Annotated in this window: 8 protein-coding genes; 3 read left to right on the plus strand and 5 right to left on the minus strand. The window is 60.0% G+C overall.

Features of this window, described 5'->3' with window-relative positions; genetic code table 11:
- The coding region (locus NKH03_RS34045; protein WP_352973226.1) for an MFS transporter at positions 1–178 on the minus strand (178 nt) is incomplete at its 3' end.
- Between the two features lie 330 nt (positions 179–508).
- Between NKH03_RS34045 and NKH03_RS34050 the strand changes: the two genes are divergently transcribed.
- The gene (locus tag NKH03_RS34050) at positions 509–796 is read left to right on the plus strand and encodes a hypothetical protein (RefSeq protein WP_352973222.1); all 288 of its coding nucleotides are present in this window, start codon (positions 509–511) and stop codon (positions 794–796) included.
- A 179-nt stretch (positions 797–975) separates the two neighbouring features.
- Here NKH03_RS34050 and NKH03_RS34055 read toward each other — a convergent pair.
- Positions 976–2,123 (minus strand): IS3-like element ISMlo4 family transposase gene (locus NKH03_RS34055; protein ID WP_352973223.1). Its coding sequence is split into 2 segments (ribosomal slippage): positions 976–1,874 and positions 1,874–2,123, totalling 1,149 coding nucleotides; the frame shifts between segments, so codons are not numbered across the junction.
- A gap of 512 nt (positions 2,124–2,635) precedes the next feature.
- Between NKH03_RS34055 and NKH03_RS34060 the strand changes: the two genes are divergently transcribed.
- Positions 2,636–2,923: a hypothetical protein gene (locus NKH03_RS34060; protein ID WP_081726247.1), complete on the plus strand. Its 288-nt coding sequence runs from the start codon at positions 2,636–2,638 to the stop codon at positions 2,921–2,923.
- A 243-nt stretch (positions 2,924–3,166) separates the two neighbouring features.
- The gene (locus tag NKH03_RS34065) at positions 3,167–3,859 is read left to right on the plus strand and encodes a hypothetical protein (RefSeq protein WP_023747646.1); all 693 of its coding nucleotides are present in this window, start codon (positions 3,167–3,169) and stop codon (positions 3,857–3,859) included.
- A gap of 627 nt (positions 3,860–4,486) precedes the next feature.
- Here NKH03_RS34065 and NKH03_RS34070 read toward each other — a convergent pair.
- The 3 genes from NKH03_RS34070 to NKH03_RS34080 form a co-directional block, all read right to left on the minus strand.
- Positions 4,487–5,248: a hydroxymethylpyrimidine/phosphomethylpyrimidine kinase gene (locus NKH03_RS34070; protein WP_352973228.1), complete on the minus strand. Its 762-nt coding sequence runs from the start codon at positions 5,246–5,248 to the stop codon at positions 4,487–4,489.
- Positions 5,239–5,844 carry a thiamine phosphate synthase gene (locus NKH03_RS34075; RefSeq protein ID WP_352973224.1) on the minus strand — a complete coding sequence of 202 codons (606 nt, stop codon included), beginning with the start codon at positions 5,842–5,844 and terminating at the stop codon, positions 5,239–5,241. Before NKH03_RS34075 ends, NKH03_RS34070 begins: the two co-directional genes overlap by 10 nt.
- A partial coding sequence (locus NKH03_RS34080) for a beta/alpha barrel domain-containing protein (protein WP_502913584.1) occupies positions 5,841–6,205 on the minus strand: 365 nt, incomplete at its 5' end. The genes NKH03_RS34075 and NKH03_RS34080, both read right to left, overlap by 4 nt.

Genomic DNA, 6,205 nt, shown 5'->3' on the forward strand with positions numbered 1-6,205 from the left:
CCATCAGATCGGAAGTCGAGATCGTTGCCATCAGCCAGCTGATGGCGACAGTCTGCATCAACCAGCCGAGGCTTGAAACCTGCGTGGCGAGCCAGATCGAGCGAAAGGTGGGCTGCAGAAGTGGCCCAAAGGTCGTTGGTGCAGCCAAATCTTCGTTTGATCCAGCCACCCTATTCATTTTGCGAACCTTTTCTTTCCGTTATTGTCGCTTCCCATGTAATCTAGGCTGAACCGTGGCGGCTTAAGAATAGATGGCCCATTTGCCTACGACGAATGTGGCCACAGTTCCTCCTGACCAGTTGTCAGGCGGCCGGGACGCAGAAATGGGCCGGCTCACTCGCCTTCGACGACATGTTGGTGAGCCGGAATTCACATGTCATTTGAGGCATCATGCTCGTTCGACGCGCTGCCGAGCGATTTTTCGCGAAACGTTACCCTGTTCTTTTGTTGGAAACTCACTCATCAGCGGCGTTCGATGCTGAGTGTGGCTTCCGAAAAGTGAGGACGCTTGCAGATCTTTGACAGGATCAGTTCCCTGATAGATGCAGACGATTGCCAGGCCGCGATCGAAGACGCCCGCGCCCTGCTCCTTCAGTTCGGACAAAAGTCTGATGCGCTCACACATGCGATTGACGAGTTTCTACTCGACCTGATGACATTGGCTTTCATTGTCGAATGTTACGGACGCGGCTTTGAACTCCTGGCGCGAACGCTGGCCCGTAGAAGGCTGGTGAAGATCAGACTTTTGTCGGGAGGGATTGGCCGGGCAGAAATGGTTCCAAAGTCTGATGGCTGAACCGGCGATCGCGCCGCGTTGCAATTGACGACGTGGCGATCGCCAAAAAAAAGGGCCATCGGAAAACCGAGGCCCTTTAGGTGTAAAGTCAAAACCTTCAGAGGGGAACAGCTGGTACGATGGAATGGGAGGAAACCATCGCGTGCATCTGGCCTGCTGCCGGTTTTTCGGACACGAGGTTAAGCTAGCATAGCTTGTTCCTCGAACTCGACGGGGCTCAGATAGCCTAGCGTCGAGTGCCTTCGCCGAGGGTTATAGAAGCGCTCGATGTAATCGAACACATCCGCCCTCGCATCATCTCTCGTCCTGTAGACCTTGCGGGCTGTCCGCTCGGTCTTGAGCGACGAGAAGAAGCTCTCCATCGCAGCGTTGTCCCAGACGTTGCCCGACCGGCTCATTGAACAGGTGATGCCGTGGTCGGCCATCAGTCGCTGGAACTGCTCGCTCGTATATTGCGATCCCTGGTCGGAGTGGTGCAGCAGGCTGTCGGGCTTGCCTCTCCTCCAGATCGCCATGATGAGAGCGTCGGTGACGAGCTGCGCGGTCATCTCGGCCTTCATCGCCCAGCCGACGACACGGCGGGAGAACAGATCGACGACGGCGGCAACGTAGATCCATCCTTCCGCAGTCCAGATGTAGGTGAAGTCGGCGACCCACTTCTGGTTCGGGGCCGATGCCTCGAAGGCGCGATCGAGGAGGTTGTCCGACACGGCGGCTCGCTCGCCGGTATCCTTCGGCAGTCCGCGCCGGCGTGGACGTGCCCGGAGGCCGTTCTCCCGCATGAGGCGTTCGATGCGATGCAGTCCGCAGGAAAGCCCCTCTGCCAGAACGTCGTGCCAGACCCGACGCGCGCCGTAGGTGCGGTCGCTGCTCTTGAAGCTTCGGTCGATCCTGGAAACGAGGATCTCGTCATGCTGGGAGCGAACGCTAGGGCTGCGGTTGAGCCAGGCATGGAAGCCCGAGCGGGACACATCCAGCGCACTGCACAGCCATGCCACCGGCCAGATGCCCCGGTGCCTCGCGATGAAAGCGAACCTCATGTCACTTCCCTCGCGAAGTAGGCTGCGGCCTTTTTTAGGATGTCGCGCTCCGCCTTCAGCTTCGCGACTTCCTTGCGCAGCCGGTCAATCTCCTGCTGCTCCGGCTTCATCTGCCCATGACCGGGAAACGCACGCTGCGGATCGGCCGATAGCTCGCGCACCCATTTGCGCAGCACATTCTCGTGGACATCGAGGTCGCGGGCAGCCTGGGCCACCGCAACGCCCCGATCCTTGATCAATCTCACCGCCTCAAGCTTGAACTCGCGGCTGAACTTCCTTCTTTGCATTCCCACTCTCCAGTTCCGTTAAACACCTTATCTTGGTGTCCACGAAACCGGCAGCAGGCCAATCAGCTGTAAGCTTAACCGCTAAAAGTTGTGCAATGCGCAAACACATATTGTGCAATGCAGCTATGCAGTAACGCAAAGCCTCAAGTTACAAGATCGAGTTTGGAAATGTTTGCTGCTCGTACGGTGATGGGCGAGATCCTTAAGCGTATGTACGGCGGCATGATGGACGCTTGCAAGCATCCAGACAAGATTACCGCGAAGCTAAAATAAGAGGTTCGGTCCAATCGGCGATGCTCAATAGCCGCGCCATTCTGGTTCCGCCGGGCGTTACATCGCCTCGCCAAGTTGAGGATGTATGGTCGCGAGCAGCCGCGCGCCAATTTGGAACCCACGACCATATGCAACGATTGGGCACTGTCCGAAGAAGGCCGAGAACTGTTGAAAGTGCGCTAGATGGAGATATTCTGAATTGGAACGGGGGCCTGGTTCATCGCCAAAGCGAGACATGGATGAAAAGCAGATCGCGCCCAACACCTGATCCAACCATTGCAACGGAAGTCCCCTGGTCGGAAAGCCTAACCGCATATGATGACAAGCATTTCGAGCTCTATTTGAAGCTCATGGACGCTTGCGCCGACAGTGCCAGCGAAGAGGAGATGGCGCTGGATGTACTGGGTATCGATCCGGTCAAAGAGCCAATCCGCGCCCGTAAGGCCCTTCGCAGTCATCTCAAACGGGTGCTCTGGTTTATGCATGAGGGCCATAAGGAACTGCTTCCAAGCCGGCCGCCTCAATAACTGCGGCGCCGAACAAGGTTGCCCGAGAGATCAGGTGGCGCCCTCGGGGGATGCGAGGACACTTGAAAGCCGCAATCGGGTTATCATCTCCATACTGCGTGTGTTCGGCTCCGCACGGCAAGTGCCCTTGAGTCGAGGAGGAATGCACATGAAGAAGAAAGTTCATCTGGAAGCCTGCTGACCGATCCCTTGGGGCCCATAATCGGGTCCCAAGTTGTTCCCGACGAGCGTTGCGAGGGGCGGATGCAGGACCAGCCGGAAATCGAGCCCGGGCGTGAAACGAAGTCAACAGGTGCGAGGTTCGGCCTGCTGGGTGTGGCTGTGTTGGCCGTAGGCGCCTTCATCTGGACCGGCTTCGGCGAAGGCATCCAGCAGGGCACGTCCAACGTCGTTCGGACTGTCATCGACAAGAGCATGCAGCGCCTTGGGCTCGGGCAAGCCCCCAACGCTCTTACAGAGGGCGAGTGGTATCTCTCGGTGTACTACGGTCCCGACTTTACGGATGTCACCCCCGTCGGCCTGGGGCACCCCTTCAAGGTGACATTCACGTCGGCCCCGGATTTGTCTGGCACCTACGAGAACGTTGCAGGGAGCGGCTCGGTAAGCGGCTTTGAACGACCCGGTCAACTCGTAATGACCTACTCCGGAGCAGATGGGATGTCCCATGGAGTTGCCATTCTCCAAGACATTCAGACCCACCTTTCTTCCAACAACGTCGAGCATGATTACGTGGGAGCCGTTTTGGTCCACGCTTGCTATAAGGCGGACACCCAGCAGTGCGATGCCGCCAAATCGCAATATAAATTCTGCAGGGCGATTTTGTCGAAAAACAGGGAACCCGACAAGGATCCTTCCCTCAAGGGTTACCTCGACGAACCATGTTCGGCTTTTCAGAACGATCTGAAGCTGAAGCTTAGCCCGACGGCACAGCTTTAGGCACGAAGGCGCTCACCAGGGTCGCAGCTCAAAGAGAACGGCGCCCTTCGCCGGGGGCCGTCCGTTCCGCATCCCGCCTGACGGCGGCGCGTTGCTGATGCTCCTACGGCCGCCCTGTTGAGCCGGTCTCAGGGCCACGGTCTTTCTCCTGCACCGATCTGACTTGGTCCCGCTGGCGGGCATTTCGGTGCTTCCGTTTTGTACGCTCTTCTTTCTTGGGCCGCTTCGCGGCACGGCTGCGCCGACATGGATGTGCCTAGCGGCACCTTTCCTATGTAGCGGGAAGAGAGGCGCGCGGCCCTCTCTCCCCACCCACTCAAACCGGCCTTTGCTTTGCTCCAGCACTGCGGGGCCAGATCCGGCGGCCCCCGCCGCGCTGAAATGCCTCGCTCCTGCGGCCTCACACTCGCCAGGAGGCACAAGTGCATCCCCATGCCTGACTGGCAGTGCGCTTCGCCGCAGGAAGAGTCCCGTTACTTTCCCGGCCTGGCAGGGCAGCTTGTCTCGGCGCCGCTGAATTCCGATCTGCAAAGCGGCCTCATCCCGTCACGCCCTGTGAAAAAAGGGCAGGAGGGCTACGGCTTCCATTTCAGCGTCAGCCGCTGAACGCTTGAGCCGGCTCTACGGCTATTCGGCTGGGGTTTTCCGAAGCTTTTCTAACACAAAGAGCTTGCCCTGGCGCACGGCGTACTCGATTGATTGCGCCTTCGCCAGATGTGCCGCAATCGAGCTGGCCAGCATGCAGCCCGTCCCGCGCATCGATGCGGCAAGACGCGGCGTGTCAAAGCGGACTGGTTCGTGATCGGGGCGCAACAGAATATCGATCGATCGGGGTCCCGCCGCGTGGCCGCCCTTGATCAGCAGGGCCTGCATCCCGGCCACCAGCAATTCCTGGCCTTGCCACACCGCGCCGTCTTCATCAACCGCTGGCTCTAAGCCAACAAGAAGCGCCAGCTCGATGAGATTGGGTGTGACGAGGCGGCAAAGGGGCATCAGGTCGCGTTTCATGGCGGCGATGGCCCTTGCGTCCAGCAGCGCCCGGCCTGATGTCGAGGCCAGCACCGGGTCGAGTACTGCCGGCACCTGTGGATTTTCGCGGAGCACAGCCGCGACGGCAACGACGATCTCGGCCGCTGCGAGCATGCCGATCTTGATGGCGGTCACCTTGTTGGCCTGCAGCGCGGCGCGCATCTGATCGGCCACAAGATCGGGCTGCGAAGGATGGATTTCCATGACGGCGTCGTGCGTCTGCACGGTCAGCGCTGTGACAGCCAGGCAGGTGCGCACGCCAATGGAAGAGATCGTCTCGATATCGCGTGCTATTCCGCCTCCGCCGCTGGAGTCCGAACCGCCGACCACGAGCACATGCGGTTCTCGCCTCAGCGCCATGGCTTTGTCTTTTCGATCCATTCTCGCGTGCGCGCTTCGGGATCGGCATTCAACGTGATGTCGGTAACCACCGCCGCGCTGTCCGCACCAGCCGCGAAAACACCGTCGAGCCGATCGGGGTTGAGGCCGCCAATGGCGACCAATGGGATCGGCGCCACCCGATGCTTCCACTCGCTGATCCGCTCGAGCCCTTGCGGCGCCCATTTCATCTGCTTCAGGACGGTGGGATAGATGGGGCCGAGCGCGACATAGTCGGGCTCGGCAGCGATGGCCATTTCCAGTTCTAGATGATCGTGCGTGGAAAGCCCGAGCTTCAATCCGGCGTACTTAATCGCCAGCAGGTCGGCCGCAGCCAAATCCTCTTGGCCGAGATGGACGAAGTCGCAGCCTTCCTCGATTGCCGTGCGCCAATAGTCGTTGACGATCAGTTGGCAACCATGGACCGCGCAGACGTCGTTCGCGCGGCGGATTTCCGACCGCAGCGTGGTCTCGTCCCTATCCTTGATGCGCAACTGAACCAGCTTGACGCCGAGCGGGACCAGCCGCTCGACCCAGTCAGCGCTGTCGACGATCAGGTAGAAGGGATCGAGCTTCATGAAAAAACGGCCCTGCCGATGGTCGGCGTCGATGGCACGGCGACGTCGCGCGGTTCAAGCATACCCGAGCTGAAAGCTTCACGACCGGCCTCGACCGCCTTGCCGAACGCACGCGCCATGCCGACCGGATCGGTCGCCTTGGCGACCGCGGTGTTCAGGAGTACGGCGTCAAAGCCGAGCTCCATGACGGTTGCCGCGTGCGATGGCCGTCCGAGCCCCGCATCCACGATCAGCGGAACATCAGGGAAATGTCCGCGCATCGAGCGCAGCGCCGTGATGTTGATCGGCCCGAGGGCGGAACCGATCGGTGCACACCACGGCATCAGAACCTGACAGCCCGCCTCCAGCAGCCGCTCGGCGA

Origin of the sequence: Mesorhizobium sp. M1406 (assembly GCF_040317555.1) — a bacterium.
GTDB lineage: Bacteria > Pseudomonadota > Alphaproteobacteria > Rhizobiales > Rhizobiaceae > Mesorhizobium.

What these genes read in the sequence shown, in the direction of transcription:
- NKH03_RS34075 (WP_352973224.1), bottom strand. Translation starts at nt 5,844, where the DNA reads ATGAAGCTCGATCCCTTCTACCTGATCGTCGACAGCGCTGACTGGGTC.
- NKH03_RS34060 (WP_081726247.1), top strand. Translation starts at nt 2,636, where the DNA reads ATGAAAAGCAGATCGCGCCCAACACCTGATCCAACCATTGCAACGGAA.
- NKH03_RS34065 (WP_023747646.1), top strand. Translation starts at nt 3,167, where the DNA reads ATGCAGGACCAGCCGGAAATCGAGCCCGGGCGTGAAACGAAGTCAACA.
- NKH03_RS34070 (WP_352973228.1), bottom strand. Translation starts at nt 5,248, where the DNA reads ATGGCGCTGAGGCGAGAACCGCATGTGCTCGTGGTCGGCGGTTCGGAC.